The organism is Streptomyces sp. NPDC025618 (genome assembly GCF_055558795.1).
In genome coordinates, this window is sequence record NZ_JBVHLW010000002.1 from 35,371 (window position 1) to 62,036 (window position 26,666).

Annotated in this window: 25 protein-coding genes and 1 pseudogene; 15 read left to right on the top strand and 11 right to left on the bottom strand. The window is 69.1% G+C overall.

Annotated elements, in window-relative coordinates; genetic code table 11:
• Positions 1-7 precede the first annotated feature (7 nt).
• From ACZ4A5_RS02250 to ACZ4A5_RS02285, 8 genes are all read left to right on the top strand, one after another.
• Positions 8-1,048 (top strand): enolase C-terminal domain-like protein, encoded by a 1,041-nt coding sequence (locus ACZ4A5_RS02250; protein WP_467577403.1) that lies wholly within the window; start codon positions 8-10, stop codon positions 1,046-1,048.
• On the top strand, positions 1,048-1,500 hold the full coding sequence (locus tag ACZ4A5_RS02255; RefSeq protein ID WP_467577405.1) for a hypothetical protein: 453 nt from the start codon (positions 1,048-1,050) through the stop codon (positions 1,498-1,500). The genes ACZ4A5_RS02250 and ACZ4A5_RS02255 overlap by 1 nt, the downstream gene beginning before the upstream one ends.
• On the top strand, positions 1,497-2,186 hold the full coding sequence (locus tag ACZ4A5_RS02260; protein ID WP_467577407.1) for an HAD family hydrolase: 690 nt from the start codon (positions 1,497-1,499) through the stop codon (positions 2,184-2,186). The genes ACZ4A5_RS02255 and ACZ4A5_RS02260 overlap by 4 nt, the downstream gene beginning before the upstream one ends.
• Positions 2,183-2,965 (top strand): class I SAM-dependent methyltransferase, encoded by a 783-nt coding sequence (locus ACZ4A5_RS02265; protein WP_467577409.1) that lies wholly within the window; start codon positions 2,183-2,185, stop codon positions 2,963-2,965. The genes ACZ4A5_RS02260 and ACZ4A5_RS02265 overlap by 4 nt, the downstream gene beginning before the upstream one ends.
• An 87-nt stretch (positions 2,966-3,052) precedes the next feature.
• Positions 3,053-3,841, top strand: a complete 789-nt coding sequence (locus ACZ4A5_RS02270) for a phytanoyl-CoA dioxygenase family protein (protein ID WP_467577411.1) — start codon at positions 3,053-3,055, stop codon at positions 3,839-3,841.
• 13 nt (positions 3,842-3,854) lie between these two features.
• Positions 3,855-4,517, top strand: coding sequence for an L-threonylcarbamoyladenylate synthase (locus ACZ4A5_RS02275; protein ID WP_467577413.1), 663 nt, complete (start codon positions 3,855-3,857; stop codon positions 4,515-4,517).
• The gene (locus ACZ4A5_RS02280) at positions 4,507-6,642 is read left to right on the top strand and encodes a phosphoketolase family protein (RefSeq protein WP_467577415.1); all 2,136 of its coding nucleotides are present in this window, start codon (positions 4,507-4,509) and stop codon (positions 6,640-6,642) included. Before ACZ4A5_RS02275 ends, ACZ4A5_RS02280 begins: the two co-directional genes overlap by 11 nt.
• Positions 6,639-7,499 carry a phytanoyl-CoA dioxygenase family protein gene (locus ACZ4A5_RS02285; RefSeq protein ID WP_467577417.1) on the top strand — a complete coding sequence of 287 codons (861 nt, stop codon included), beginning with the start codon at positions 6,639-6,641 and terminating at the stop codon, positions 7,497-7,499. Before ACZ4A5_RS02280 ends, ACZ4A5_RS02285 begins: the two co-directional genes overlap by 4 nt.
• A 112-nt stretch (positions 7,500-7,611) precedes the next feature.
• Here the strand turns inward: ACZ4A5_RS02285 and ACZ4A5_RS02290 are convergent, their stop codons facing one another.
• A complete protein-coding gene (locus ACZ4A5_RS02290) occupies positions 7,612-8,055 on the bottom strand; it encodes an NUDIX hydrolase (protein WP_467577419.1) in 444 nt (147 codons plus the stop codon).
• A 91-nt stretch (positions 8,056-8,146) separates the two neighbouring features.
• Here ACZ4A5_RS02290 and ACZ4A5_RS02295 point away from each other — a divergent pair, with 91 nt between their 5' ends.
• The gene (locus tag ACZ4A5_RS02295) at positions 8,147-8,794 is read left to right on the top strand and encodes an HAD family hydrolase (RefSeq protein ID WP_467577422.1); all 648 of its coding nucleotides are present in this window, start codon (positions 8,147-8,149) and stop codon (positions 8,792-8,794) included.
• A gap of 335 nt (positions 8,795-9,129) precedes the next feature.
• On the opposite strand, the gene ACZ4A5_RS02300 is transcribed toward ACZ4A5_RS02295, so the two are convergent.
• Entirely contained in the window at positions 9,130-9,465 is a 336-nt protein-coding gene (locus ACZ4A5_RS02300) for an HIT family protein (RefSeq protein ID WP_467577424.1), read from the bottom strand.
• 15 nt (positions 9,466-9,480) lie between these two features.
• The gene (locus ACZ4A5_RS02305; RefSeq protein ID WP_467577427.1) at positions 9,481-10,521 is read right to left on the bottom strand and encodes a DUF6624 domain-containing protein; all 1,041 of its coding nucleotides are present in this window, start codon (positions 10,519-10,521) and stop codon (positions 9,481-9,483) included.
• Positions 10,522-10,597: 76 nt separating this feature from the next.
• On the opposite strand from ACZ4A5_RS02305, the gene ACZ4A5_RS02310 reads away from it, so the two are divergent.
• Together ACZ4A5_RS02310 and ACZ4A5_RS02315 are read left to right on the top strand one after the other, a co-directional pair.
• On the top strand, positions 10,598-12,439 hold the full coding sequence (locus ACZ4A5_RS02310) for a hypothetical protein (protein ID WP_467577430.1): 1,842 nt from the start codon (positions 10,598-10,600) through the stop codon (positions 12,437-12,439).
• Between the two features lie 198 nt (positions 12,440-12,637).
• Positions 12,638-13,006: a hypothetical protein gene (locus ACZ4A5_RS02315; RefSeq protein ID WP_467577433.1), complete on the top strand. Its 369-nt coding sequence runs from the start codon at positions 12,638-12,640 to the stop codon at positions 13,004-13,006.
• Between the two features lie 124 nt (positions 13,007-13,130).
• On the opposite strand, the gene ACZ4A5_RS02320 is transcribed toward ACZ4A5_RS02315, so the two are convergent.
• Entirely contained in the window at positions 13,131-13,319 is a 189-nt protein-coding gene (locus ACZ4A5_RS02320) for a hypothetical protein (RefSeq protein WP_467577435.1), read from the bottom strand.
• A gap of 273 nt (positions 13,320-13,592) precedes the next feature.
• Between ACZ4A5_RS02320 and ACZ4A5_RS02325 the strand changes: the two genes are divergently transcribed.
• Positions 13,593-13,817 carry a hypothetical protein gene (locus ACZ4A5_RS02325; RefSeq protein WP_467577437.1) on the top strand — a complete coding sequence of 75 codons (225 nt, stop codon included), beginning with the start codon at positions 13,593-13,595 and terminating at the stop codon, positions 13,815-13,817.
• Positions 13,818-14,734: 917 nt separating this feature from the next.
• Positions 14,735-15,553 (top strand): lipase family protein, encoded by an 819-nt coding sequence (locus ACZ4A5_RS02330; RefSeq protein WP_467577439.1) that lies wholly within the window; start codon positions 14,735-14,737, stop codon positions 15,551-15,553.
• Between the two features lie 8 nt (positions 15,554-15,561).
• Here ACZ4A5_RS02330 and ACZ4A5_RS02335 read toward each other — a convergent pair whose 3' ends face one another.
• The 4 genes from ACZ4A5_RS02335 to ACZ4A5_RS02350 form a co-directional block, all read right to left on the bottom strand.
• Positions 15,562-15,798, bottom strand: coding sequence for a hypothetical protein (locus tag ACZ4A5_RS02335; protein ID WP_467577442.1), 237 nt, complete (start codon positions 15,796-15,798; stop codon positions 15,562-15,564).
• Positions 15,799-16,168: 370 nt separating this feature from the next.
• Complete coding sequence (locus tag ACZ4A5_RS02340) at positions 16,169-16,738, bottom strand: SET domain-containing protein (protein ID WP_467577444.1); 570 nt, start codon at positions 16,736-16,738, stop codon at positions 16,169-16,171.
• A 113-nt stretch (positions 16,739-16,851) separates the two neighbouring features.
• Positions 16,852-17,673, bottom strand: coding sequence for a hypothetical protein (locus ACZ4A5_RS02345; RefSeq protein WP_467577446.1), 822 nt, complete (start codon positions 17,671-17,673; stop codon positions 16,852-16,854).
• 142 nt (positions 17,674-17,815) lie between these two features.
• Entirely contained in the window at positions 17,816-21,355 is a 3,540-nt protein-coding gene (locus ACZ4A5_RS02350) for a hypothetical protein (RefSeq protein WP_467577448.1), read from the bottom strand.
• Between the two features lie 532 nt (positions 21,356-21,887).
• Between ACZ4A5_RS02350 and ACZ4A5_RS02355 the strand changes: the two genes are divergently transcribed.
• Positions 21,888-23,099 (top strand): hypothetical protein, encoded by a 1,212-nt coding sequence (locus ACZ4A5_RS02355; protein WP_467577451.1) that lies wholly within the window; start codon positions 21,888-21,890, stop codon positions 23,097-23,099.
• Positions 23,100-23,408: 309 nt separating this feature from the next.
• Here the strand turns inward: ACZ4A5_RS02355 and ACZ4A5_RS02360 are convergent, their stop codons facing one another.
• The gene (locus ACZ4A5_RS02360; protein ID WP_467577454.1) at positions 23,409-23,951 is read right to left on the bottom strand and encodes a hypothetical protein; all 543 of its coding nucleotides are present in this window, start codon (positions 23,949-23,951) and stop codon (positions 23,409-23,411) included.
• 146 nt (positions 23,952-24,097) lie between these two features.
• On the bottom strand, positions 24,098-24,955 hold the full coding sequence (mihF, locus tag ACZ4A5_RS02365; protein WP_467577457.1) for an integration host factor, actinobacterial type: 858 nt from the start codon (positions 24,953-24,955) through the stop codon (positions 24,098-24,100).
• A 356-nt stretch (positions 24,956-25,311) separates the two neighbouring features.
• On the opposite strand from mihF, the gene ACZ4A5_RS02370 reads away from it, so the two are divergent.
• Positions 25,312-26,376 (top strand): tyrosine-type recombinase/integrase, encoded by a 1,065-nt coding sequence (locus tag ACZ4A5_RS02370; protein WP_467577460.1) that lies wholly within the window; start codon positions 25,312-25,314, stop codon positions 26,374-26,376.
• 53 nt (positions 26,377-26,429) lie between these two features.
• Here ACZ4A5_RS02370 and ACZ4A5_RS02375 read toward each other — a convergent pair.
• A pseudogene (locus ACZ4A5_RS02375) lies at positions 26,430-26,666 on the bottom strand (hypothetical protein); the annotation flags it as partial.

Sequence of the window (26,666 nt, forward strand, 5' to 3'; positions counted from 1 at the left end):
CGCCGACGTGCTGATTGACAGCGTCGAGGTCGTCGCCGTGGACACAGGCGGCCCGTGTGAGGCAGGGGACCCCTGCCAGGCCGTACTCGTCCGCGCCGACGGGGCGGTGGGCTGCTTCGGTCCGGTGGACGCGCTGCCGGCCGCTTTGGTGGCCGCTCGGCTGGGCGCCGCTGCGGTGGGGTGGCCGGTCACCGATCACCGCGGGCTCGTCCGGCATCTGTTCGCCCAGCTCGGCCAGCATCGGGCTGGGCTGGGCAGCTGGGCGGTAGGGGTGCTGGACTGCGCTGTGTGGGACCTTCACGGTGTACTTGCCGAGCGCCCGGTCGCGCACCTGCTGGCCGAGGAGCCCGTCGTTGGGCGGGTGCCGGTGTACGCGTCGTGGCTGTCGCTGGACCTGCGCTCCGAGGACGCCGAGGGCGCCGTATGCCGTACTGCCGGCCGGGGGTTCGCCTTCACGAAGTGGGCCGTACGGGCTGCTGGCGAGAGCGCCCGGTCGATCGCGGCCCTGGCGGGGCGGGCTTCGGCATGGGCCGGTGGTCCGGTGGTGATCGACGCGCTGGGTACCTGGGATGCTGCCCTGGGGCGTGCGGTTGCCCGCGCGCTGCCGGAGGGGGCGGTGCTCTGGGTGGAGGACCCGCTGCCCGAGACTGACTGTCAGGAGTACCGCGAACTCCACGACGAGGGGTCACCCCTTCCGGTGGCCTTCGGTGAGCGCGTCACCAGCGCCGTGGGCGCCCGCCGTCTGCTGGCCGACTGCCGTCCGGCCGCGTTCACGTTCGACGTGGCCTGGTGCGGTGGCATCACCGAGGCGCTGCGTCTGCTCGACCTGGCCCGTGTCGCTTCGGTCCCGGTCCATCTCCATGGCCGTGCCCTGGTTCCCGCCTTGCACCTTGCGGCGGCGTTCCCGCAGGTCGCTGGGGCGGTGGAGTACCAGCTGGTCTGGGAACCCCGTCGCCAGCGCGCCCTTGCCCGCCCTCTCCAGCCCGATGACGGACACATCACGCTGCCCGATCGTCCCGGGCTGGGGATGACCTTGAGGTGGCCGTGATGTCTGCCGAGCGCACCGAGATCGCTGTCCAGGGCCGCTACGAGGCCGCATCCCACGGCCCTCACCTGGTCCTCGACGGCGGCCCCTTGTCCGGGCACGATACGTTCCTGACCGGCATCCTGCTGCTTGCGGAGCCCTACACCGCGGAGATACCGGTGCGTATCCTCACCCTCGACGACATCACCGTCCTGTCCCCCACCGTCGATCCCGCCTATCCTCTGCCGGGCGCGGGGACGCCGTGGACCGGGGTGCTACGCCTGCCCCACGGCTGGCGCACACCGGCCCTGCCCAAGGACTTGGCTCGCGCTGCCGCCGCAGCCGGCGTCGGCCTCGATCAGTGGGATGAGGCCCTGCTGCGCTACGCCCTGACCTTTCTTGGCGAAGCCCGCGACCCGGAGGTTCGTACGCAGCGGATCCGCGTCATCCTCGCTGCGGCTGGAGCCGGGCAATGACCTGGTCGTCTGGGCGCGTCGGGCTGGTGAGCCTGGACGTCGGATACACCCTTGGCGAGCCCGCCGGGCCGACGATCACCCAACGGCTCGTCGCGCTGTCGCCCCTGCCCGCCGCCCAGGCCAAGAGGGTGGCGCAGCAGTATCTGCACACCGCGCACCCTGGCGACAGCGCGGCCGTCGCCCGTGCCTGCGCGGTGCTACGCATCAACCCGGCCGCGTTCCCCCACGACCACCGGCCGGCGCCATTGCTCTGGTGGCCCGGCGCCGTCGAGGCGGTGGCCGCCCTGGCCCGTGCCGTACCGGTGGTCACCATGTCGAACGTCACCGGCTGGGACGAACGCCCCGGCGATGTCACCGCCCGCTTTGCCCCGCATCTGACGGCCCATTACCCGTCGTGGCGCCTGGGCTTCGCCAAGCCGGACCCGCGGGCCCTGCGCGCGGTCGCGATGCGGCACCGGCTCCCGGCCGAGCGTCTGGTGCACGTCGGCGACGCCTTCGATTACGACGTGCGCGGCGCCCTGGAGGCTGGCGCCCGGGCTGTGTGGATCACACCCGATCCCGCCCCGGCAGCCCGCTTGCCGGCCGCCTGCCGCCAGCGGGTCGTGGCCGTGCCGGACCTGCGGGCGGCCATCGACTTCCTTCTCACCGCAACCACTCCGCCCCGCGCGACCAGGAGCCGCACATGAGCAAGTTCGAAGGCACCGCCCAGTACTACGCTGCCTATCGGCCCGGCATCCCCGAGGAAGCCGTGTCCCTGCTCACCAGCACGGTGCACGACATCGCCTCCCCGACCCTGCTGGATCTCGGCTCCGGCACCGGCCAGGTGCCCCTGGCCCTTCACAAGGCGTTCGCCGAGATCGACATCGTCGAAGCGGACGCCGGGATGATCGCCGAGGCCGAAGCAGCCATCGCCCCTCTGACCGGCCTGAACGCCCGGTTCCACCCTGTGCGCGCCGAGGACTTCACCCCGCCCACCCCCACGTGGAAGGCCGACCTCGTCACGATCTGCCGGGCCTTTCACTGGATGGACCAGGAGAAAGTTCTGTCCCTGCTCAACGAGTGCACCGCCCCCGGCGGCGCGGTGGTGGTGATGGGCGACGGCAGCCTGTGGACCGCGCGTACGGCGTGGACGGATGCCTTGCGCGCGCTGATCCAGGGCTACCTGGGTGCCGAACGGCGCGCGGGACAGAACAGCACCTACGCGGTGCACGACCGTCCGTACGCCGAGGTCCTCGGCGAGTCCGCGTTCGCCCGCGTCGAAGAGCACCGGATCGACGTGCGCCGCTCGTGGAGCCCGGAGACGGTGCTGGGCTATCTCGCCTCGACGTCGTTCGCTGCCCGTCCTCTCTTCGGGGACCGGTGGGCCGAGTTCGAGGCCCAGGCCCTGGAGCTGCTGCGCGAGCACGCCCAAGGTGACGGGCTGATCGAGCCCGCGGTGTTCACCGTGCTGATCGGCCGCCGCTGACACGAACCGCGCGCCGATGTGGCCTCCTGGCCATGGCTGGGCCCGTACCGGCGGGCCCTCTTCTTCCCCTTCTTCCGGGAGCCCGCTATGACCTCGTCCATAGCCCTGACCGAGGACGGCAAGACCGCTTTCGTCCGCGACGGCGTCCTCATCCGGCGCCGCCTCCTGCACGGCGACCGCCTCGACCGTGCCGCTGCTCTCATCGACGACTGGTACCGCAACCGGTACCGGGCCGACGACCTCACCACGTACACCAACCGCACCTTCGCCCCCGAGCTCGACCGCCACCCGGACCTGTTGGGCCTGTTCCACGACGGAGGACTGGCCGATCTCGCCGGACAACTCCTCTGCCCGGCCCTGACCGCGCCCGTCACCACCGCCCAGGTCCAGATCCGCCTGCCGGATGCCGCGCCGCAGCCGGCCAAGGCCATGCACGTCGATGGAGTGGCCTGTCCCCACCTGGACGCGGCCGAACTGCGGACCTTCACCCTCATCGTCGGCGTCATGCTCTGCGGCCTGCCCGCCGCCGGGGCCGGTGCCCTGCACTACCTGCCGGGCGGGCACTGGCGCATGGCCCGCCACTTCGCCACCGACTGGCATCTCGGCGACGGCGAACAGACCCCGCCCGACGTTGCGGCCCAGCCCGGCACGCCGTTCCTCGCGGAGCCCGGCGACGCCATCGCCATGCACCACCTCGTCCCGCACCGGGTCGCCGCCAACTCCAGCCCCGTCCCCCGCACGATGGTCTACTTCCGCGTCCGGCACCACGACCACGACCGTCTGGCTCTGCGGGCGCTCCGCGACCCCTGGCTCGAATACCCCGGCCTGCGCGATCTCGCGCAGCACCACGCCCCGGCCGAGCCCCGGCCCCTGTGACCGGAGGACAGTCATGGACATCCTGACCCTTCAGCACGTCGACCGGGCCGCCGCACTGCTGTCGGACGGACACCTGGTCGCGGTTCCCACCGCCCGCTGGTACATGCTCTGCGCCCGCGCCGACAGCCCTCACGCTGTCGACGCGATCTTCCGTGCCAAGCAGCGTCCCGCCGACAAGCCGCTCCTGCTGGTCCTCGACACACCCGCCCGCGCCGAGCAGCTGTTCCAGGTCACCGACGACGCCCGAGCCCTGATGAACGGGCTGTGGCCCGGAGACCTCACGCTGCGCCTGCCCTGGCAGCCCGACCGCAGCGTCCCTACGGGGATCGGTGCCCCCGCCCTGGTCAGCTGCCCCGATGGCGTCCTCGGCCATCTCGTGCAGACCGCCGGAGTTCCGCTGGCCGCCTCGGCCGTCAGCCTCTCGCCACCCCACGCCGGCCCCGACGACCACCCTGCCCTGACCGGTATCGACGTCGACGCGTTCAACACCCGTACCTCCGCCGGCATCGCCGCCGTCATCGATGACGGGATCTGTCCTCTCGCCCAGCACATGACCATCGTCGACTGCCCCGTCGATGCCGCCGCTCGCATTCACCGGCACGGCACGGTGCACCCGCGCGCCATCGACGCCGCGCTCACCGTCACCGCCATGGAGGGAGACCGGCATGTGGCATGACCTCGCCCAGCGGGCCCAGGAATCGGTCGCCGATGAGGCGGTGACCGCGCTCGCCGACGCGCTGGACTACCTGTGTCTCGCCCAGCTCTACCTGGCCGACAATCCGCTCCTCGAACAGCCGCTCCGCCCCGCCCACCTGAAGAAGAAGCCCGCGGGGCACTGGGGCGTGTGCCCGCCCGTCAACCGGATCCTCGCCGCCCTCGGCCCACTGCAGCGCGCCCTGCCGGACGGGGCGGACCTGCGCGTCGTACACGGCGGCGGACATGCCGCGCCTTCCGCACTGGCCCACGCCTACCTCACCGGCCAGCTCGGCGACGCCTATCCCTGGCTGACGCGTACGGCCGAAGGGCTGCACGCCCTGATCACGGGCTTCCCCCACCCTGCGATCGGCTCGGAGATCACCCCGCTGATCCCCGGCCACCTCTACACCGGAGGCCAGCTCGGCCCGGCTCTCGCCGTCGCCCAGGGCACCGTCCTCGATGCCCCGCACCGCCTGACCGTGGCCCTCATCGGAGACGGTGAATGCGAGACCGGTGCCACCGCGGCCTCCTGGCTCGGCACCCGAGCCCTCAGCGACAGCGGCTGTCACGGCACCGTCCTGCCCGTCGTCCTCCTCAACGGACAGCGCATGGGCGGCCCCAGCCTCCTCGCCGGCCTCACCCGCGACGAACTCACCGCGTACTTCACCGGGCTGGGCCACCAGCCCCTCTACACCGACGGCACCGACACCTCCCACCTGCGCGAAACTCTGGCGCATGCCCTGGCCGCCTGCCGGCCGCTGGGCAGCCGCGGGCCGCACAGCGTCCTGGTCCTCACCCTGCCCAAGGGACACGGCGCCCCCGCCACTGTCGCCGGCCGACCGGTGGCCGGAACACGTGCGGTCCACAAGACGCCCCTGCCCGATCCTGCGCACGATCAGGAGCAGTTCGCCGCGCTGGACACCTGGCTCGCCTCCTACCAGCCGCAGCAACTCCTGACCTCCGATGGTCTCCCACACCCCCACCTGTTACCTGCCCTGCCCCCGCCGCCCGCCGCCCCGACCGGAGCCGAGCCGCCGCGCGGTTGCATCGCGGCCTCCACCGCCGTCGCCACCGCCACCGGCCCCCGCCCCTTCGCCCCTGCCATCGCACCGGTGCTCTCCGCCCGCGCGAACAACGGCAACTTCCGGCTCTTCAGCCCCGACGAACTCTCCTCCAACCGCCTCGACCTGTGCGACGCCAACGGCCGCACACCCCCCTGGGCGGTCGAAATCCTCAACGAGGAGCTGTGCCACGCCTGGGCCCAGGGCTATACCGAGACCGGACGACGCGCCCTGACCGCCACCTACGAGGCCTTCGCGCCCATCGCCACCAGCCTGATCATCCAGCAGCTCAAGCACCGCGCGGCCCGCCGTCACGCCGGGCTCCCGCCTCTGCCGAGCATCGTCTACCTGCTCACCAGCCTTGGCTGGCACAACACCTACACCCACCAAAACCCCGCCCTGACCTCCGCGCTTCTGGCCACCGGCGATCCGTCCGTCCACGTCCTGACACCCGCCGACCCGGCCCGCACCGCCGCCGCCCTGACCTTCGCGCTGCGCAAACTCGACCGGTGCACCCTCGTCATCGCCAGCAAACACCCACTCACCCACCACCCCCAGAACACCGTCGAGGAGGAGATCCGCCACGGCATCGCCCCCTGGCCGCACCTGAGCCATCCCGGTACTGCGGAACCCGATCTCGTCCTCACCTCCGCCGGAGACCTGCCCGCACACCACCTCGCCGCACTCGCCCGGCGGCTGCACGCCCAACGCCCCGAACTGCGGCTGCGATACCTGCACATCCACGACATGACCGTGCTCGCCGAGCCCGGCACCCGCCCCCTCGCCCTCACCGAGGAAGCGTTCACCCGGCACTTCGGCACCCGCGCCCCGATCCTCGCAGCCACCACCGGCCACGCAGCCGACCTCCACGCCCTGCTCGGCCGACGCCACCCCGGCCCGCGGCTGACCGTCCTCGGCTACCGCGACCCCGGCGGACCCTGCACGAGCGAACGCCTGCTCCACCACTGCCACCTGGACGCCTCGTCCCTGTGGGAACGTGCCACCGCGCTCGTTCCGCACACCCTGAGGAGGAACGTCTCGTGACCTCCACAACCACGCCGCGCCGCCCAGAAGCATCCGTGGTCGCCGACTTCAACCACAACGGCTTCGCCATCATCCGCGACGCCATCAGCGAAGATCTCCGTCAACAGCTCCTGCGCGCCGCGAAGCGTCTCCTCGCCTCCGACATCACCCAGGGCCGCGACCGTGGCGGCGACGGCAAGGACGGCTTCCGCGGCTGCCTCGCCCTGGACCGCGACTTTCTCCCCCTGCTCGCCAACCCCAGCACGCTGCCGACGGTCGTGGAAATTCTCAGCTACAACATCCACCTGCTGTCCGCACACCTGATCGCCCTGCCCTCCGGGCCTCCGAAGACGATCCGCACGCCCAACCGGCCCGGCTGGCACCGCGACATGTACGGAGTGACCGCCGACCTCGGCCTAGCCAGCACCCCACGCATGGCCATCAAGGTCGCGCACTACCTCACACCCGTCACCCCCGACTGCGGCGTGACGATGTTCCTCCCCGGCAGCCATCTGGTCACCCAGCCCCCCGCCATCACCGACGGCGCCATCGACCCGGAAGGCGCCACCACCCCGGCCATCACGGGCACGGACGCCGTCCTGTTCGAGAACCGGACCTGGCACGCCAGCGGCGTCAACCTTTCCGGCGCGCCGCGCATCGCCCTGATGATGCAGTACGGATACCGATGGCTCCAGCCCGTCGACAACCCGTACACCGAACTCCGAATTGACCAGTCACTATCCGACGTCGAACGGCAGCTCCTCGGACACCCTGACCGTAACCCCGACGGCTCCCTCGCCAAGGGAAAGGGAGCTGAGCCACTACGCACCTGGTCGGCCATCTCTCCGCGCGACCAGACGGACACGCCCAGGCCGTGACATTCAGGGTCAGCACTCTGTTAGACAGCCGGCGGCCTCGAACTGGCACGCGTAGAGGAAGGGGGAGATCGTTGACAACCAGCACGACAGACGAGCCCCGACCACGTGGCCTCTAGGCGGCGGTGCGGGCGAGAGCGGCGGCCGCGCGCTGTACGCCCTGGAGTGTCCACGGCGGGCAGCTCACATCGCTTTCGAGGGAAGGCAGGGTCTCCCAACGGAGCCCTGCCACTTCCTCGGGCGAGGCGATACATGGCTCAGCTTCGGCCGGGAGCTCGGCCGCCAGTACGACGTTGACGACAGGGGTGCCCATGTCGGTCACGAAGAAGACGCTCTCGGCGTAGGCGAGCGGGACGCCCGACAGGTCGATGCCGATCTCTTCGTGCACCTCGCGACGCGCAGTGTCCAGCAGCACGTCGCCACCGGGGGTGTCCGTGTCCACCGTGCCGCCGACCAAGGACAGGCGGCTGGCCGCGTGCTCCTCGTTCAGCCCACGCACGATCAGCAGCCACTTGTCCCTGCGACACAGGGCCACATCCACATTGACCGCGTACTGCAACTCAGCTCCCCTGTCTGACAGTTCGGCAGCATGATGGTAGCGCCGACTCCGGAGGGGTTCACAAACCATCCAAGGACTGATAAGGAGCGCGATGTGTGAGCCGGTGGCGTTGTTCGATCTGGACGACACGCTGATTCCGCGCCGGGCGGTGTTCCCGAAGTGGGCGGCCGAGTTCTCCGACCAGCACAGTGTGCCGCTGCGCTGGCTGCTGGAGACCGATCCGGAGTATCTGTCGCGGCGGCCGGCGTTCTTCGAGCTGGCCAAGACCACCTTCGGACTCGGGCCGTCGGCCGAGGCGATGCACGATCAGTATGTGCAGCGGATGCCTGAGCTGGTCGAGCCCGACCCCGAGGTGCAGGCGCTGCTCGCTGGGCTGCGGGAAGAGGGTTGGCGACTGGGGGTCGTGACCAATGGGCTCGCCCGGAACCAGATGAGGAAGGTCATGCGGGCCGAGCTGTACAACCTGGTGGACGAGGTCGTCATCTCCGGCGCGGTGGGTGTACACAAGCCCGATGCGCGAATCTTCCGCCACGCCGTCGACCGGCTCGGGGCCGCCCCTGGCCCGCATGTAGTCATGGTCGGCGACAATCTCCAAGACGACATTGAGGGCGCCCGTGTCGCGGGCCTGACGACGGTATGGATCTCCCACGGCCGACCGCTTACCCGCCCAGGACCGCTTCCCCAGCACACTGCCTGCACCCTCGCCAAGGCTGCCGAGCTGCTGCGCACCATCAACTAAAAGCGTGCACTGCCCGTGGGCGTCACCGGAGACGGGTTTTCAGGCGTCGGTTTACCAGTCGTCGGTTAACCGGTCCCCGGTGAACCAGGCGTGTTTACTAAGACCCTCACCAAGTTCCCCCTACCCCCACAGGTGTCGTTCTGGCTGACGCTTCGCACGCCGCTGTCGGCTGTAGTCGACGAGGGCGTGAATGCCGCTGTCAGCGTCTTCTGCCGCTCGAAAGCATTCGAGTTCCTTGATCGCTTAGTCGGGCTCGCAGGGGGCGTTCAGGGCTGTTCTCGGGCCCACGCTGTCGCCTGCTGCCCTGTCCGTTCGTGGTGCCGAGGTGGGGCGGTTCAGGTGGCTGCCAGCGGCTCGCCGGAGAGCACATGGACGTGCCAGTGCTGGCTCTCCTGGTAGCGGCCCATGTTCGTCACGACACGGCAGGCTCCATACTCGTCCTTCACCGCAGCGGCGGCTTGCCGGACGACGGTCATCACGTCCAGCAGCAGCTGGTCGCCTCCGTCGCCCAGGTCGATGAGCGAGAGGACGTGCTGTTTTGGGATGACGACGAGGTGGACGGTGTACGCGGGTCGCGTGTGCTCGAACGCGAGGACCGTGTCCGTCTCGATGATCTTGCGGACCTGGGTGCGTCCGCTCAGGACCTGCTCGCAGTAGAAGTCGTCCCCCACCTGCTGGCCCCCTCCTTACGGTTTCCGCGGGTTGGCTTCGGCGATCTCCTTGGCGCGCTCAGCAACCGGGTTCAGGCCGACCTCGGCTCTGCGCTGGTCGACCTCTTCGGGCTCGCGGATCGGGAAGGGCTCCCAGTCACCGCCCGGTGGCCGGCGGAACTGCGTCCCGAACCACTGGCTGCCCTCGGTGCGTACCGCGATGCGGTCTTCGAGGAAGGCGAGATGCCAGGGCGCGGCGTCGCCGTCGGTGACCGCCTCGGCGAGGAGGTTGACCCACTGTTCCTGGAGGTGGGGTTGCCGGTCGGCGTGCTGGGCGAGAAGCCAGGCCGCGTCGGCGCCGTCGTCGTCGCACAGCGCCCGCCCGGGCCACCCGACCCGGTCGATGACGTCCTTGAGCCAGTGGGTGTTGTCGTTGTCCATGGCCGCCCAGCGTGTGGCGACGTCGTCCGGCACCGTCTCACCGAGGGCGTTGCGGAAGTCCTGGTCGACGTCGCGGCGGCGCAGCAGTTCCTTGCGCAGGGCCTCGTCCCGGGCGGGGCGGGGGCGCTGGGCGGCGGCTGTGGGAGGCACGAGTTCGTGCAGGGCCTCGCCGAGGATGCGGGTGTCCGCGGGCGCGTCCAGGGCGGCCAGTCCGTCGGCGGTGATCCAGCGGAACGGGTGCTCGCGGCGGGCGGTGGGGCCGTACGGACGGTCGACGACTCCGACGTGGATGTGGTCGATGTGCATGTGCCGTTCGGGGTGCTGGCCGTCGGCTCCGGCGGGCATGCTCACCGTCCACCAGGGCGCTCCATCGACGCACGCCTTGGCGCCGGTCTCGGGGTGCGGGTAGTCCGCGGGCAGCGCGTACCTGGCGGTTGGCAGGAGCCGGGCGCGGTAGCCGGTCTCCTCGACGGTCTCGCGCAGCGCGGCCTGCTCGGGGGTCTCGCCCAGTTCTAAGCGACCGCCACAGACCATCCAGCCGCCGTGACGGGGTTGCTCGATGACGCCCAGCCGCCACGTGTCGCCGAAGCGTGCGAAGGAGTACAGGCTGGCGGTGCGGTGCCGGACCAGGTCCACCGCGGCAGCGTCCCACGCCGCCGGGCTTCGGGTACAGAGCGCGGGTGCACCTACGCTGAAGGCGGGCGTGGGGCCGATGAGACGGATGCTGCTGGTGGGCCTGCCCCGTTTTCTGACCGACGCCTGGTCGTGGCTGAACTACAAGCCGGTGATGGCCTCCACGTACGACGGCCGGCCGCACCGGGCGCTGGCGCCGGAGGTCCAGGCGACGTGGCTGCCGCCCGGGGCGGTGCGCCGCCTGGCCGCGTACAAGCTGCTCGCGGCCTATGACTCCAATCAGGCCGGGGAGCTGGCCGCGCTCGCGGGGAACACGGAGGCGGCGGAGCGGCGCGAGTTCGGCGATCCGTCCTCGTTCGTGGACACTACCCTCGCGCACGTCATCGGCAAGACCCAGCAGATCGTGGTGCCCGGCGCCGAGCACGCGAAAGACGACCAGGCCACTCCGGAGGCCGTTGCGGCGGCAGCTGGGCAGGAGCGGCTGCGCTCGTGGGCGGAGGCCGAGCTGCTGCCGCTGCGGATGCAGGCATGCGAGCGCAAGACCGTCCTCCTCGGCGACGGCGTGTACCTGCTGGCGTGGGACCCGGAGAAGGGCCGTGCCCGCCTGCAGACCTTCGATCCCGGCTTCTACTTCCCCGTGATCGAGGACGACGCCGACCCGGGCGACTACCCGAGCCGCGTCCACCTGGCGTGGGAGATCCCCGAGGACCCCAAGCGCGGTATCAAGGCACGGGTGCGCCGGATCACCTACGAGCTGGGCCCGATCGAGCCGGCCGCTCGCCCCGACGCCGCTGACGGCGTGGGCCGGCAGGGTCTCGACGCCCTCGCGGAGGCGGAGGACGCGATGGCGGGGCCCGGCGACGCCTTCGACCCGGCCACCGGCCGAATAGTGCGCACGTACCCGTGGGCGCCCGACAAGGCGTCCGCCGTCACCTGCTACCTGACCGACGCAGACTGGTTCCTCGAGGACCTGCGGCACGGACAGTCGCTTGACGACTTCCCCCTCGACAAGGCCCGCTTCCGCGAGCGCGCCGACGGAACGACCCTCCATCGCCTGGACCTGCGGATCGACTTTCTGCCGGTCGTGCACATCAGCAACACCATCGCGGACGGCGAGCACTTCGGACAGTCCTCCCTCGCCAAGGTCTTCCAGGCCCTGGACGAACTGGCCGAGACCGACACCGACTCGGCCCGCGCCTCCGCCACCACCGGCGCTCCGATCATCGCGCTCGCCGGGTCCCATGCCGAGGTCGACCGGATCACCGGCCGCCCCAAGCCTCTGGACATCGCGCCCGGCACGGTCTTCCAGCTCGCCGACGGCGGACGCATGGACGTCCTCGACACCTCCAGCCAGCTCGCCGAACTCCGCGCCCGGGTCGAGGAGCTTCGCGAACGGGCCGCCGTCAATGCGAGGTTGCCCGCCGTGAGCCTCGGCACCGTCGACCCGTCCGACGTGCCCAGCGGCTACGCCCTCCAGCTCAGCCTCGGGCCGTTGGACTCGTTGGTCGACGCCATGCGGCTCGCCCGCGCCCACAAGTACGCGCTGCTGCTGAAGATGGTGCAGCGCCTTCACCAGGCCGGTCAGGCCGAGGGCTGGCCTGCGGGCCCGCCGCTCCCGGCCCGCCTGGTGTTCGGCCCGCACACCCCGACCGACCGGGCCGCCATCCTGGACGAGGTGATCAAGGGTGTGAGCGCCGGTGTGCTCTCCCTGGAGACCGGCATCCGCATGCTTCAGGACGCCGGATACCCGATCGAGGACGCCCGTGAGGAAGTCGAGCGCATCGGTGCCCGCCGGGCACCGAAGGACCCCGAGCCGCACGAGCCGACGGATACAGCACAGAAGAAGCAGGACGAGAGCGAGGAGGACTCCCCGGCCGACCAGCCCGGCGGACCGAAGCGTGACCGGGCCGAGGCGGCGTAGCTTCTGGGCGCGTAGATGGACGGTGAGCAGACATCACTCGACCTGCGCCGCACGAGTTGCTGCCGCATACGGGAACAGTCACCAACGCACTCAGCGGGACAGTGCCCACGAAAGCAGCAATGCCTGAGTGCCCCGTGAACCCCGACTTGAATCCATCCGTGGCGACTCGCCATCCCGGCACGAATCGTGGAGGACGATATGGCAGTCGAGGAGCACAAAGAGTCCGGCCAGAATGCCCTACTCGATTTTGATGTCGAGGCAGTGTTCGCAAACATTGACGGCCCCCAGGTGACCGGCAAGGAACACAACACCGACCTGGGGGAGTACCAGTTCTACTTCGGAGCCGCGGTCAAAGCAATCGTCCACGACGGGGGCGGCTTCAAGCTCAGCGGCGAGGACCAGGAGAAGGCCATGGCGGCGTTTGCCGCAGAAAAGAACTGGTACAGGTCACAGGAGTGGCAGCAGAAGCCGGAAAGCATCGCGCCTCGCCTCGCAGCTTTCCGAGCAACCCTCGACCCCCTCTTGAAGAAGATCGGGGTTGAAATCCCCCACTACCCGAAGCCTTAGGGCCTGTCAGACGGGTGCGTCATTCTCCCTGTCCTGACGGCGAGGCACGAGCACACAGACGACCCCCGGAAACGCTCGTGCCCCTCTTCCGGGGGCGTCTTCGCGTGCTGCTGGATGCTGACGCTCAGGCCTTCCGCACCTTGATCGCGACGGGTTTATTTCCGTCCTGTTCGAAGACGACCATGTCCCCCACCTGCGGGTAGTACTCGGGATCGAAACTCCGGTCGTGGATCATCCACTCCCTGTCCTTCGCATCGACGATTTCGCCGCTGCCCGGTCCGGGCCGCCAATCGGCGAGCTTGCCTGTGAGCATGGTTGCCTCTCCTCCGCTGAACGGGTGCCAATGGGCCCAGTCAGGACCACCAAGGGAATACCCGCCCGACAGGGTGACCGAGCAGCTTGTCACTCGAACGCGACAGCCAAAACGATCCCCCACCCCTCCGGGGTGCCCCCACAGGCGTGTCCGGTAGGTCGACACCGATCCGTCGAACATGCCTTAGTCACCTGAACGGTCGCAGCAGACAGGCGAGCGACTTCTCTCCGTGGTTTATTCATGACAATCGGCAACTAGCGAGAGGGCCGTGCCATGGCAACGAAGAAGGAACAACTGGCGGCGATCATCGCCAAGGCCATCAGCTACATGTTGCAGGGCAAGTTGACCACTGGGGAGGCGCTCGAAAAGGCGCGCAAGGAATCCCCGGGCGCCGACAACATCACCGCCGCCGAGGTCGACGCTGCCTACAAGCAGCACACCAAGGACAGCATGCAGTACGGCACGCCCATCGGTGAAAGCAGCCTGCCGTCCGATTGATCTCGGCCCGATTGGGCATCTGAGCGAGCGCACGGACATGGTGCACTTGCACATTGCCCTTGCTTCTGAGCCGCGTCCAGCTCGCTCTCCCGCTGGCTCGTCAGACCGGCCCCGGACATCGCCCCGCCGTTCGAACCGCGCCTTGGGGAAGCGGCCTTTCCAGAGCAGGAACTTGAGCATCGCGGTGAAGCCGAGGCGACTCGGCCCGGACTTGTTCCGCAGCAGGGCGCTCTCGTCGTCGTCCAGGGTGAAGTGCTCGACCACGTCGTCCAGTCCCAGGTCCCTGGCCATGGGCCTGCCCCTCTCGCAGCCCCGGGCCGTCACCGGCCTGTGGGGCGGAAGGTAGCCAGGCCGCCCGGCCCCACTGGCGAATATCGCCGAACGGGTCCCGGCGGCGGCCTGAACCTGCTACCGGCGGTACGGAGCTGTTCAAGGACGTCGTCCACGAACGCCCTCCACCCCCGCCATCGCCCGATTCCTGTCAAAGCTGTTCAAGACGTTCAGGTTCGAGGGGTGTGACACGGCAGAGGGGCCAGGCCGGCTCGCCGGCGCTGGACGCGACCGCAGCAGCGGTTTCAGAGGGTGTTCTGCGAGCCTTCGGTAGTTCAGTACGAGTTGGGATTGTTGTTCGGTTCGGGGTCTGAGGCGCCCCGATGGTTGCCGACGCCGAGCAAAGCACCCGTTCCACCCCGGGTTGACCCCGGCCCGGGAGCGCCTCGCCTGCTAAATCCTCGCGGGGTAGGAGCGCGGTCGACAGCACGGCTTGTGCCGTCCGGGGTGGTGTCGGTGCAGCGGTTCAGGGACATGGCGCCCCCGTGTGCAGTGGCGTTTTCAGCGGGTGAATCTCAGCACCCAGGGAGGTGATCACACTGCGTCTGACCTGCTGTGGGAGGTCCCGACCTGGTACAACCACGACCGTGACCGCGCCCCAGATCGACCACCACGCCACCGGCTACAGCCTCGCCCACGCCTACCACCTGGCCCAGGCGGCAGCCCTGTCCTACAAGGACGAGCCCGAGATCGAGCGGCAGGCAGCCGCGTGGGGCTTCGAACGGGTCCGTCATCACCGGACCCGTTTCACCGCGCCGTTCCCCCTGCAGGACACCCAGGCCTACACCGTTGCCAGCGACTACATGATCATCACCGCGTTCCGAGGCACCGAACCGGCAGAGATCCGCGACTGGCTCTCCGACGCCACCACCCCGCCGTGGCCCGGACCGGCGAAGACCGGATACATCCACTACGGCTTCGGCGAAGCCCTGGAATCGGTATATCCCGACGTGAAGAACGCCATCGCCGAGCTGCGCACCAACGGCCAGAGCGTCTGGTTCACCGGCCACAGCCTCGGCGGCGCCCTCGCCATGCTCGCCGGCGTACGGATGTATCTGGAGGCCCCGAAGCTAACCGCTGACGGCATCTACACCTTCGGCCAGCCCCGCACCTGCGACCGTGTCCTGGCCGCTGCCTGCAACAAGGCCCTGAGCCGGCGTCTCTACCGGTTCGTCAACAACAACGACATCGTGCCGCAGCTGCCGCCGGAGCCCGCCTACACCCACGTCGAGACCCTGCGCTACATCGACGCCTCCGGCAAGGTCCGCGAATCCATGACCCTGCTCGGCGGCCTGGCGGACCGTGCCAAGGGCCTGACGGCAGACCCGCTCGCCCCGGCCACCGCCGGCATCCGCGACCATTCCATCAACAACTACGTTTCAGCCCTGGAGAAGAACCTCCGCTGACGCACAGTTCAGACACCGTTCCGCGCAGCAGGGTCAGCACCTACTTTCGCCGGGGCGAGCGTTCTTGGTGTGGGCTGGGGCAGGGTGAACTTGCCGGGCTCTGGTTCAGTGAGGATGCCGCGATAGACCAGGCGTGTCAGCTTGGCGCGCATGTTCTCGATGTGCCGCGGTTCCAGTCCGATGCCCAGTGCTCGGCAGACGTCCTTCGCGCGCAGCCCGTGCCCGGCCTGTTCACCCTCACCCACCCGGCACCGACCACCCCAGGCACCAACCCGGCCTGAAACTCGGCGAAACCCCGCAGAACACCCACTCACAAGGGCTCAAGATCGCACGGGGGTGCACTGCTTTCATCGGCAGGGACGGATGTGCAGGCTCCGGCTGGATGGCGCGCTGGGTCGAGCCGGACGAGTCCGACCAGGTTCACTGCGGCTGGAGCCGTGGTCACACTTCGTCGGCTGCGACGGGAGTCCACGCTCTGTCCGGCACGGGTATCTCCTGCGCCCATCCACACAGCACCTGCACGTCTACCCCGTAGTCCTACCTCTGATCTGTGGAGTTGCCCCTGGTCCGAGATTCGGGCGTGTTCATGCCGCGAGGCGCAGGAATCAGGTGGCGTCACCCGGCCGTTGGGTTCACTGCTGAAGGCCCACGCAGATAGGCGGCGACGTGCTGGGGCGAGTCGGTGCGGTACTTGAAGCCGCGGGTGCGTCCCCGGCAAGTGGTACTGCCGCACAGGCAGAGGTCGACGGCGATGCTCTCGTACTCCGTGGTCTCGTAGTCCCAGGTGATCTCCTCACCAGCGCGGATCGTGGTGAGGGCCACGAAGTCGTAGCCGCCGAGCGCGTTGTCCTCGACGCCGGTGTTAGGGGAGCAGGAGTGATTGATGCTGCGAGCCGTCTCATCGAGCTCGATGTGAAGACCCCAGTCCTTCTGGAACGAATGCTGGGAACGCTGCGGCACCGTGTGCTCAGGCAGGCCGCGGAGGACCAGTTCGCCGGCCCCGAACTCCCGCATCGCGAACACACCGCGGCCCTTGCCGGGAGCATCACGGATGACGACCCCGCCGGGCAGGGCATCCGCCGCCCGCGGTCCCGCCGCGCCGAACGTGGTGGAGCCGTTCGTCGGGACAGCACGCCCCACGAGGCTGGGCCTCGGCTCGTGCGGGGGATTACCGTGCTGGTCCATCTCTGCGGCTCCTTCGGCGGGGCTGCCCGTGGAGGGCGTCTCGCCCTTCTCTCAGGCGGCGCCTTGCGCACGATCTCCCGCCCGGTCGCGGGTCGCGTTCCCTTGCGGGCGGCCTACGGGGTCGGCGGTGCGTTCAGGATCGGTGCCGGGGGCAGTCCGAACATCGATCCGCTGGTGCGCGCCATCGCCGCGATGTCCACGGGCTGCTCGTGGTTGGTGACGTAGGGGCGGACCGGCCGGTCGAGCGGCGGATTTACCAGGAAGAGCACGGTGATGCGCCGGTCCAGCCGGTGGTTGCGGACCTGGTGGTAGAGCGGCGGCACCTGACCGTCCGTCATCGCGGTGAGCAGGCTTCCGGGCATGGCGAGCAGCCGCCCGTCCTGGACCGCGGCCGGCCGCATCTCGCCGTCGGTCTCGGTCTCCAGCCCGGGGCCGTCCGAGGTGGCCAGCGTCAGGAGGTGGCCGTCTTCGTGGCGGTCCTGGAGCAGGTCACGTTCGCTGGTGCGGTGGTACCAGTTGATCTCCAGGTAGGACGAGTCGCGGAATGGCAAGGCCTCCGGGTAGGCGTAGTGCGCGGCCAGGCCGGCCAGGATGTCGCCGGTCACCGTGGCGGCAACTTCCCAATAGGCGCTGAGGGTACGGAGGAACGGTGCGATGGATTCCCCGTTTGGGACGGTAGCCGGGTTGTCCGCCCAGTAGGTGAAGGACTCGTTCATGTCCGGACGGTCGGGGGTGATCCCGTACTGGCGGCCGTAGGGGCGGAAACCGAAGTTGAAGTCGTCGCTGCCATGGCGGCGCTTGACATCATCGTCGAGGGTGAAGAAGCGCGTGGCTTCGGCGCGTAGCGCGGCAAGGATGTCAACTGCCGCCGCCGGAAGGGCGATGGTCGTGTGGCCATGGTCGAGGATGTCGCCGACCGGGCTGATAGGGGGCATGCACACGGTCCTTTGCGGGTCGGCGGTGCGGGCCACAGCAAGTAGAGCTGGTTGAGCGCCAGGTGGCTCGACCGGCGGGGGCCTGGCGGGCGCACGGCACGGTCACCCGAGGTCGGCCTGACGGCCGTCGTGTACTGAGCCGCTATGCCTTCGCGGCGATGATGGTGCCGCCGGGCACCATGCCTCCGACGTCGAACATCATGCGGACCGCGGCGACAGCGGGCTCGTCCGGCCCGTTCCGGATCGCGTCGAAGTTGAGAAAGGCGAAGAGGTTCGGGAAGGCGAGCAGGCACCCTGCCACCGTGTGGAGGCCGTCGATTGCCTGTTGCGCGACCAGGCGGACGGTGTTCCCCAGCGAGACCATGCCGACCACGGTCATGACTAGGGGCATCCACCGCTTGATCGCGTCCCAGAGCTTGCCCAGCCCACTCAGGGACATGAGCGCCGCGCAGACGGCGAAACCGATCGCACAGCCCACCATGGACGAGAGGTACGGGGACCAGTTCTCGATGTCCGACAGGATGGCGCCTTCGAAGGTCAGCAGGAGCACTGCCCCGGTCCAGCACACGTTGACGAGGGACAGCCACATCGGTGTGAGGTCCGGGCCCCAGTTGTCGATGGCGCACATCGGGATCGCCTGGCACGCGAGGAGGATCCCGGCGGTGATCGTGCACGCGCGGTTCTGCGGATGGGATCCGAGCGTGCCCGGCTGGGGAAGCCTGCCATCGGGGAACGGCTGCTTGTCGATACCTTCCGCCAGTTTGTAGATGAGCGTCACCGGCACCGCGGCCACGAGGGCGAAGACCCCGGCATAGGTCGGCTTGTTGTCGCTCCCGTTCCCGGACAGAGTGGCCAGCCACCCGTACAGCTCTTTGATGATGGGGTTGTCGATCTCGGTGCCGAGCAGCGTGCTGAAACCCTCCATGCTCGTTTCGATGAGCGCGGCGCCCACGTCGAGGATTCCTGTCGCGGTGTCGAAGGCGGCACCGACAAGTTTCTTCGAACCGTCGAGCAGCGCGCTCAGTTCCGCGCCGGAGACGCCGCCGGGTGAGCTGAATGTCTTGAGGACGGCCGGGGCCATCTCCTGCACCCCTGCCTGCAACCCCTGCCCGGCGCTGGACATCCTCTTCGCGAAGTCCTTCATCAGTTCCTCCGGGCCGTCGGGCCCCGCGGCCTGCGGTAGTTGCACGCCCGACAGTGTGGCCGGCAGACCAGCAGACTGGACCTTGTCCATCAGCCAGTTGTGGTGCGCGTTGCTGGTGAAGTGGCTTTGGGGCACCTTCGCGATCGACGAGCCCTTGGGGGGCGTGGCCAGTTCAGAGACCTTCTTGCCGGCCAGCTTCGCGATGAGGGGGTCAAAGCTCTGGAGTACGTTGGCCTTCTCGCGCCCCAGCCACGCAGCCGCCTTGTCGCGCCCTACGCCGGTCGCTTTCTTCACCGCCTGCGGCGCCTTGCGCATGGCTTCTTCCAGAGCGCGCTTCGTATTCCAGATGGCCTTGAGGTCGAACAGGGCCTTCAGCCACGCGACGACCTTCTCGACGAAGGCTTCGACCTTGTGGAAGACGTTGGCCACGAACTGGGCGGCCTGCTCCAGGCCGTGGAACGCGATCTTGATACCGCCGACGATCGCGTTGCCGATCCGGATCGCCAGCGTCGAGAGCTGGTGGATTCCCGTGAGCACCGCGTGATCGATCGCGATCAGGCCGTTCTTGGCCGCCCGCAACAGGTCGCCACCGAGCTGCTGGAGCTTCTGCCGGGCCTCCTGCGCAATGTCCTCCGCCCCCGCGACGGCCTGGTTGTAGACGTGCTTGATGCCGTTCCAGGCATCGGTGAGCCAGTTGTACTCCGACGCCCCTCCCTGGTTGCTGACGTCCTGGATGTGTCTGGCCAACTCCTCCTGGGAGTGCAGCAGGACGCACTGATGGGGCACGCCGGCGGTCTGCCCCTGGGGGACGGGCGGCAGCAGGCTGTACCGCACGCCCACAGCGTTGCCGGGCAGCGGCTTACCCATGCCGACGAGCGCGGTGTGCTGGATCGCCTGGGCGGCGATCGAGGCCAGGGGGGCGTCCTGGCCGACACGCGGCGCCAGTGCGCCGCCATCTCGGTTCTGGGCGTTCCTCAGCGTCTCGCCATCCTTGCCGAACGGCTTCAGCGCACCACCCGGATCCGTCTCGCGCAACGTCCCGGTGCCGGAGAGGTAGGTGTGGACCGCACGGCCGGGCTGGACCGGCACGGGCCTTGCCAGATCCGCGGAGGCCAGTTCCAGCGATGAGGCACCGAGGCCGTTCGGCACCACCCCGAAGGCCACCTTGCCGAAGGCGTCCGTCTTGAGATCGATGCCTTCACGGGGGATGTGCACGGTCCGGTTCTGGTACGACACAGTGCACGCGGAAGCGTGCTCCTCCGGCTTCAGCTTCACCCCGTAGTTCGGGACAGGCGCGCCCGCGGCGTCCGTGACGGTTGCTTCGACCCGGTAGTGCGTGACCTCGTACGCTTGAATCTGCGGTGCACGGACATCGTGCTCGCGCCACACACCGGTGAGGGCGTCCTGGGTCTCCATGCGCAGCCCCCGCTTGCCCTTGACATACGTGAAGAGCGTCGGAGTGTCGACCGGCTCGACCGAGGCCGCGACACCGGCAATGTTCTTGTCGAGGGGCGTCGGGGGCAACCAGCGCGGGCATCCATCATCGTCGACGGGCTTCACAGGGTCCTGGCGCAGCGACCAGAGCGTGTTGTTCTCGTCGATGCCGTAGATGTCCCAGCGGATGGGCCCGGGCCGCTCCGGCCGGTTCTTGCACACGTGCGCAGCAGCTGTTCGAAAGGCCATGCCGCCCACGGGACGGCTCCCGCACGACTGTCCGTCCGGCCCGCACCGCCACATATGCAAGGTCCCGTCCGCATGCAGAATCAGGAACGTGGCTTCAACGGGACTGCCGAAGGCGCCCACCACGCGTCGCACCTGCGGGTAGCCCGGCACCTCAAGACTCCACCTCTGGGGAGGGCTCGTGGTGAACTCGCCGTAGTTCATCATGAGCTTGCCATCCCTGACTCCGGCCGCAACCCAGTGCCGGCTGCCCACCCGGGCGATCTGCGCGCTCTCGTCCAGAAGCGCCCGTACGCGAGTATGTTCGGGGGACAGGATCCAGCCCGTTTGATCATCAGTCCGTCCTACGGCCACGAGGCGGTGCAGGCTGTCCCCCTCCTTGGCCACGGAGTGCGAGACCTTCAGGCCGCGCAGGCGGCCTGAAATACCCTGCAAGGCCTCCGCCTTGGACCACGATTCCCGGTCGCGGGCCAGCAGCGAGCGGTAAGCGTTACCGTCGCTGATGAAGAAGCACTCGACGACGGGGCCGGCCTTGGTGATCCCCGCGATGGCAGCCACCTCGGTCGGCGCATAGGTGTCGAAAAGCTTGACCGCCCGCCATCCCGTCGAGGACTTCGGATCGGGGGACACATGCAGCAGAGCTGTTCCGGTCTCGGCCCGGGTCACCACCAGCGCCTCGTCCACCCCGCTGTGCGGATTGCGGAAGACCGCGAGCGGGGAAGGACTTGTCTCATCCACGGGGATACCGGCCGCCATCACCACGTCCTGGCTCAGCACCTCGGACACACTGACCTGGAGCGGGAGAACGGGCCGAGGAGCGGGCGGGGCAGTGGGCGAGGATGCGGTGGCGGTCTCCATGAGCTTCTCCCGGGGCGATGACGGGTGCGTACCTCCAGGACATCCCCCATCCCCCAAACCCGCCCGCGCTGCGCGATCCTTGTCCCCCTGTCGCATGGCGCCGGTAGCCCATGCGGAGCAGCGAATCCCGCGTCGCCCTCAGCGACCCCGACCTCGATCCGTAAACTCCTGCGTGACGCTGATCAAGCGATCAAGGATCTCAAGGTGAAGAGCATGACCATGAGTCAGTGTCAACGGTCAGGTCGACGATCAAGAGCCGTTGACAGTCAGAGCCCATATCCCCGTCTGCTGTATCCGGAGATGCTCCCCGCGGCCCCCGGCCAGGGTTGAGCAATAACGAACGGCGAACCAACCGACGAGTGGCTCAGTGTGATGTTTCCGGGAGGGCTGTCGCTGACTGTGGCTCGTCCTTTCGTCCCTGCTCGTAGGCCCTCATGGGCGATGCGGGTGGGCAGGCTTGGGCGTCTCCCGTTTGGGGGGACTCTCCGCCGTCTGCGTGGGCGGCGCGGCTGGAGCGGGTAGGGAGCGTCTCATGGTGTTTGACATTCCGAAGATGGTGTTTGATTTCGCCTTGAACTTGATGCGCAGTCAAGGGCTGTCCGCGAGGCAAGCCGCTCAGATGGCGATGAAGTCGGTCCCCGGCGGCTCCGCGGTGAACGCGGCGGCGCTGGAGAAGAGGCTCGAAGAGGCGCAGGCGAAGGGTGCCGGGGTCGCGCAGTCCGTGCCGCACGGCAGTGTGGAGTTCACGACGCCCGGGTGGAAGCCCGGGGTGTGGACCGTGCCGGAAGGCGTGACGTCCATCACCATCCGGATGTGGTCGGCCGGAGGAGCCGGCGGGGGCGGTGGGGGCGGCGCCGGCGGGGGTGGGGGCGGTGGAGGCCCGGTCACGGACAGAGGCGGGGCAGGTGGCGGTGGCGGCGGCGGTGGGGGCGGTGGCGCCGGGGGCGGGGGTGCGGGAAGCGCGTTCATGAAGTGTGTCCTGCCGGTGGTGCCGGGCAAGAAGGTGGACGTTGGGGTCGGTGACTCCCGTCCGGGTGCAGCGGGCAGCGGCGGCGGGGGCGGCGGAGGCGCGGCTTCCAGCAACGAGTTCTCGGGTTCCGGCGACGGCAAAGCCGGAAGTGACGGTGGCTGGGGCACCACAGGGGGCAAAGTGGCAGCCTCCAGCAGCGTCCACTGTTTCGTCGGCGGGCCGACCGGCCTGACCCTGTACGCGGCGGTAGATGCGCCTGGCAGCGGTGGAGAAGGCGGCGGCGGCAGGGGCGGCGGCGGTGCCATCGGCGGCCACCGTGAGGGTGATGGCGGCGCCGGAGGGGCCGCCGGGGCCGGCGGCCAGGGAGGAGCCGGCGGTGCGCCCGACGCCGCGAGGACGCCGGGACACATGGGTATCTGCCGCACCGGCGAAGACGACTACACCTATCCCGCCGTGCTGGGCACACCAGGTCAGCCCGGTGACCCGGGCGCGCCTGGCTATCCGGGCGAGACGGCGAAGGGGAGGGACCGGGGCCACTCCGGCAACGGGGGTACCGGCGGCGCCCGCGGTGGCGCCGGAGGAGCGCCGGCCCCTGGTGACATTCCCCGCCCGCCGAACGTCGGCCACGGCGGCAGCGGCGGCACAGGCGGCCTCGGTGGACGCGGCACCTTTGGTTCGGGGACCCAGTTCTCCGGCACTTACACGGCTGGGGACGGCAAAGACGGCACTCCCGCCACCACCCCCGGCATCGGCTACGTGCACATCTCGTGGTGAGTGCGCGTTCCAGCAAATCCCCCGCGCGACGTCTGCGCAGCAATCCCGGCTCGGTGTCGTCAGACAGCACCGGTTGAGGCCTGGCCCCTCGATGACACACATTGCCACCGGGGGCCGGGCGTGTTGCCGTGCCACTCAGCCGCCCGGCTTCGGCGGAGTCCGATTCCCCGGGTTGCAGGAGCAATGGGAGGATCCGACGCATCCAGCATGCCGGCGGCCGCAGAGCAGAAGCCCCGTAATCAGCCGGCTGATTCGGCGCTCAAGCAGGAGGCCGCGAGGTGACGCCAGCCCAATGCCCTGGGCGGGTGATTACGAAGCCGCCCATTGCCACGATGCCTCAAATGTGGCGCATTTCCAGTTCCCCCACCAGTAGCAGAGCTCTCCGTTGATCCGCAGGCTGTTGGCGTTGTAGATCCCGATGGTCAGGTTGCCCTTGACCAGCCCCAAGCTGAGGTCGAATTCGATAGTGGGATTCTGGGTGCTGAGGGCGTATGTCTTGCTCCAGACCGGCTTTCCGTCGAGCTTGACGCCCGCCGACGAACTGGCAGTCCACCCGGCGTCTCCTCCCTTGAACTCGACCTCGCCGTATACGCTCAGAGGTCCGAGCTCGAGCTCCCAGTTCCCTTTCCACTCGCCGGCGCCGACCTGCTGCGGGGCGAATGGGGTTGTGATGCTCACAGGTTGAGGCGGCTGGTCTTCGTACTGCTGGGCCGCCGAGATGTAGGTGCGCCTGAGCTGTTCGGCCGTTGTGTCGGCCTCGTCAGGTTGCTTGAGCTGGTTCGCGGACTGGGCCAGGTCCTCCCAGACATCCGGGTCGATACCGAGCAGAGCGGTAGAGGGATCAGTTGCCATGTGTGGTTCCCTTCTGAGTAGTCGCCTCGCGCATTACGGCCTGGAAAGCATCAGAAATAAAATGTTGTCGAGGCGGCAGCCTGGTCGGTAACTACCTTTTGCGGCCGATGATCCCGCTACCCCAAGGAGCCGGGGCACCCGAGAGCCTAATCCTCTTTGGCTGCCTCTTTGACTGCCTTCAGCAGCTTCGTCCGGTCCTTTTCGCTCAGGCCGCCGACGCGCCGGCTGGGATCGATCCCGGTGTCTGCCATCTCAAATTTGACCTTCACTTGGTTCAGTCCGGGGACGGCTTCCAGGATTTGGGAAACCTGGATCTTGCTCATGACCGGATCGTGGTATTTGCTGAGCACGTCGCTCAGGCTCGTTCGGCCGGCGCGCAGGGACTCCAGCAGCGCGTTTCTGGCCTGGCGATCCTCGTCGGCTTTCTTCAGCGCGGCGGCTTGCTGTTCGGGGGTCAGCGTGGGGAGGGACACTTGACTCTCAGGCAGTTTCTGGCTCTGGCCCGGCTTTTCGACCTCCCCTCCGAGGGCGCTGAAGGCCCAGTCGCGCAACATGCCGATACCGCCGCTGCCGGCCTCGGCCTTCCCGGGCTCGGTCACCTTGCCGCCGGTCACCTGGTGGGCCTTGTCCCGGAGGCCGCCGACCATGCCCTGAACGCCGCCGGTGCCGGCCGGGGCGGGCGCTTCGGCCAGGCGGGAGGAGGAGACGGCGTTGTCGAATGGCGGGGGCAGCTGGTCCACGGTCTGGCCCGGAGCCACTGTCATGGACTTGCCCCGATAGTCGGCGTCGATGAACAGCTCCAGGATCTTGCCGGTCTTGTTGACCACCGAGGTCGTCAGGTCCGCGTACCACGTCTCGATCTGGTTCAGGGACGCGATCGGCACATCGGCGATGACGGCACGGGCCGCCTTCCCGTTGTTGTATGCGGGGTGCTCGTACAGGGCGTACTTGCCCGCCGGACAGGCATCGGCACCAGCCACGGTCTTCTTCAGTTCCACGCTCACGACAGTGCTCCCTTGAGCAGGTGACGGCGGGCATCCGCACAGGCGACGGGAGGCCCCGCATGCGCAGAGTCCTGCCCCGTCCATCACGACCCTGACCCAGGAACATGTGTGCGGCCAGCAGGCGCTGCCAGACGAGTGACCCACTACGGCACCGGGCCGTCCGGCACCTTGCCTTGGCGCAGTCGTCAGCCGGTGTGTGCGATCGCCCGCAGTAAATGCCGGATTTACTGCGGCAGTGCCGATGCGCTCCCCTCGGCGCCCCGGCGGTGGCCTCGCGTGTTCGAGCAGGCGCGATCACCGCCGCGCAGGGCGAGGTGTACGCATTTACTGCGGCAGGACCGAAAGCGGGGGTACGGGTGGCGATCGAACAGGCAGCCGTGCCGGACAGCCGGGGCGCGATCCGGCCGCCGCGCGCCCGCATCATGCCGCTGTCCGCCCCGCCCCCGTCGTACGAGGCCGCGGTCGAGCGGTACCTCACCGGCGCGGGCATCGCGAAGTCCTCCGCCCGGAACTACCGGATCTCGCTCACCACCTGGGGATGGATGCTGCACGGCGAACCGGCGCCGACCGGACCGGCCCGCCGCGGCGCCAAGCCCGCCCCCTTCGGCCTGGCCACTGTTGGCGACCCGGCGCTGCCGCCCCTGCTCGCCGAACTCGCCGCCGCACGGGCGGACGCCATGGACGCCGACACCGTCAACCGTGAACTGTCCATCGCCCGCAAGGCGATCGGATGGTGGCAGGCCCAGGGCTGGATCGAGGCCGACCCCACCCTCGGGATCGAGCGCCGCCCGGCACCGCCCGACCGCACCAGGGCACTGCCCAAGCCGCAGATCACCGCTCTGTGGCAACTGGACGCGTCCGTACGGGAGAAGACGTTCTGGAAGATGCTCTACGAGTCCGCCGCGCGCGCGGACGAGACTCTGTGCCTGAACATCGAGGAACTGTTCCCCGCCGACAAACGCGGCCGCATCGTCTCCAAGGGCGGCGCCATCGAGTGGATCCACTGGCAGTCCGGCACCGCCCAGTTACTGCCCCGCCTCATCGCCGGCCGCACCCACGGCCCGCTCTTCCTCACCGACCGCAAGGCCCCCGCCCGCGCCCCGACCCTGGACACCTGCCCGGTCACCGGGCGCGCGAGGCTGTCCTACCGCCGCGCCGAGGAGATCTTCGAGACCTCCACCCGGTTGCTGGCCAACCCCCTCGCCGGCCCCGAGGACTTCGACGACCTGGAGGGCTGGCCCCTCCACCGGCTCCGCCACAGCACGCTCACCCACGACGCCGAGGACGGCACCTCGACACCGATGCTGCTGGCCCGCTCCCGCCACGCCTCCGTACGGCCCCTGGACCGGTACGCCCGCCCCGGCGTCGACGCCGTCGCCCGGCACGTTGCGGCCCAGGACCCGTGCGCCCGTCGGCGCTGACCGGCTCCACGACGACGGGCGCACGGGGTGTGACCCAGGTGCCTGTGGCGGCGTCAGTTGCCTCCACGGTGTACGCACATGAGCTGGCCAACGGCTGCGTGCTTGTCCTGGTAGGCGATCAAGGCAGGCCCCTCAGCGGTGTTGTGATCGCCGAGCCGCTGGTCGTCGCTCCATCCGGTGCCGTCGAAGGTGGCGTAGTACAGCCAGTTGTCGCCACCGCCGCGGTGCACGCAGTAGAGCTTGTCGCGGTAGACGGCCAGAGCCGGACCCACCCCCGTGTTGTGATTGCC

Bases quoted from the DNA above. Each gene is read 5' to 3' on its own strand.
- ACZ4A5_RS02265 (WP_467577409.1), top strand. From the start codon at position 2,183: ATGAGCAAGTTCGAAGGCACCGCCCAGTACTACGCTGCCTATCGGCCC.
- ACZ4A5_RS02275 (WP_467577413.1), top strand. From the start codon at position 3,855: ATGGACATCCTGACCCTTCAGCACGTCGACCGGGCCGCCGCACTGCTG.
- ACZ4A5_RS02260 (WP_467577407.1), top strand. From the start codon at position 1,497: ATGACCTGGTCGTCTGGGCGCGTCGGGCTGGTGAGCCTGGACGTCGGA.
- ACZ4A5_RS02280 (WP_467577415.1), top strand. From the start codon at position 4,507: ATGTGGCATGACCTCGCCCAGCGGGCCCAGGAATCGGTCGCCGATGAG.
- ACZ4A5_RS02360 (WP_467577454.1), bottom strand. From the start codon at position 23,951: ATGGCAACTGATCCCTCTACCGCTCTGCTCGGTATCGACCCGGATGTC.
- ACZ4A5_RS02355 (WP_467577451.1), top strand. From the start codon at position 21,888: ATGGTGTTTGACATTCCGAAGATGGTGTTTGATTTCGCCTTGAACTTG.
- ACZ4A5_RS02325 (WP_467577437.1), top strand. From the start codon at position 13,593: ATGGCAACGAAGAAGGAACAACTGGCGGCGATCATCGCCAAGGCCATC.
- ACZ4A5_RS02345 (WP_467577446.1), bottom strand. From the start codon at position 17,673: ATGCCCCCTATCAGCCCGGTCGGCGACATCCTCGACCATGGCCACACG.
- ACZ4A5_RS02270 (WP_467577411.1), top strand. From the start codon at position 3,053: ATGACCTCGTCCATAGCCCTGACCGAGGACGGCAAGACCGCTTTCGTC.
- ACZ4A5_RS02255 (WP_467577405.1), top strand. From the start codon at position 1,048: ATGTCTGCCGAGCGCACCGAGATCGCTGTCCAGGGCCGCTACGAGGCC.
- ACZ4A5_RS02350 (WP_467577448.1), bottom strand. From the start codon at position 21,355: ATGGAGACCGCCACCGCATCCTCGCCCACTGCCCCGCCCGCTCCTCGG.
- ACZ4A5_RS02295 (WP_467577422.1), top strand. From the start codon at position 8,147: ATGTGTGAGCCGGTGGCGTTGTTCGATCTGGACGACACGCTGATTCCG.
- ACZ4A5_RS02310 (WP_467577430.1), top strand. From the start codon at position 10,598: ATGAGACGGATGCTGCTGGTGGGCCTGCCCCGTTTTCTGACCGACGCC.
- ACZ4A5_RS02315 (WP_467577433.1), top strand. From the start codon at position 12,638: ATGGCAGTCGAGGAGCACAAAGAGTCCGGCCAGAATGCCCTACTCGAT.
- ACZ4A5_RS02340 (WP_467577444.1), bottom strand. From the start codon at position 16,738: ATGGACCAGCACGGTAATCCCCCGCACGAGCCGAGGCCCAGCCTCGTG.
- ACZ4A5_RS02320 (WP_467577435.1), bottom strand. From the start codon at position 13,319: ATGCTCACAGGCAAGCTCGCCGATTGGCGGCCCGGACCGGGCAGCGGC.